The following is an 868-nucleotide window of genomic DNA, read 5'->3' as shown; positions in this document are numbered from 1 at the left end:
GACCTGCCGCGTGGCTACGAGACCTCGAAGTCGAAGTACTCACGTGCCCCAAATGGAAAGGGCTGTCGAGTACTATCTCGAACACGGTCGCAGCATCGCCGCTACCGTCACGGCGTTGGGCTACCCTGCACGGGATTCGTTGCGTGCCTGGATTTACGAATTGCACCCCGAGTTGCATACGCGTGTCGTTGGCCGATCTGACGGGTTGGCCCGCCCGGCAGCGATGAAGCATGCAGCGGTCATCGCGCTGTGCACGCGAAAAGAAAGTGCGAAAGCCCTGGCTGATAAACTAGGCGTATGTAGGCCGACCTTGTACCACTGGAAAAACCAGCTACTCGGCCCAGAGGTACCTGCATCCATGAAACGCCGACTAGAACCCATCGTCATTGGAGCAAGAAGAGTTGGAACGACAACTCGAATCTCTCAGGCTCGCCGTGCGCCGTCTGCAGCTTGAGCACGACCTGTTGATGAAGGCGAATGAACTCATAAAAAAAGATACGGGCATCGACCGGCAGATCCTGACCAATCGGGAGAAGACATTGCTGGCTGATGCCCTGAGACAGACGTACTCCTTGTCAGAGCTGCTTGAGGCGCTGGGCTTGGCCCGAAGTTCCTATTTCTACCATCGAGCCCGAATGCAGGTGGCGGAAAAATACACCGACGTGCGTCGTGCGATGGCAGACATCTTCGAGCGCAATCATCGCTGCTATGGCTACCGACGGATGAGGGCTTCGCTGAGCCGGCAGCGCGTGCATTTGTCAGAGAAGGTGGTGCAGTGCTTGATGAAGCAGGAGTGCCTGGTCGTCGCCAAGCCAAAACGGCGTCGATACGGTTCCTACCTCGGGGAGATCAGTCCCGCGCCGGAAAA

At 57.5% G+C, this 868-nt stretch carries 1 pseudogene; it reads left to right on the top strand.

Annotated features, from left to right (window positions below):
* Positions 1-868 (top strand): annotated as a pseudogene (locus HAQ05_RS27870) (IS3 family transposase); the annotation flags it as partial.

This window comes from Pseudomonas typographi (genome assembly GCF_014694385.1).
GTDB lineage: Bacteria > Pseudomonadota > Gammaproteobacteria > Pseudomonadales > Pseudomonadaceae > Aquipseudomonas > Aquipseudomonas typographi.
Note: the sequence above shows the minus strand (reverse complement) of the source record. Positions and strands in the feature narration are given on the sequence as shown.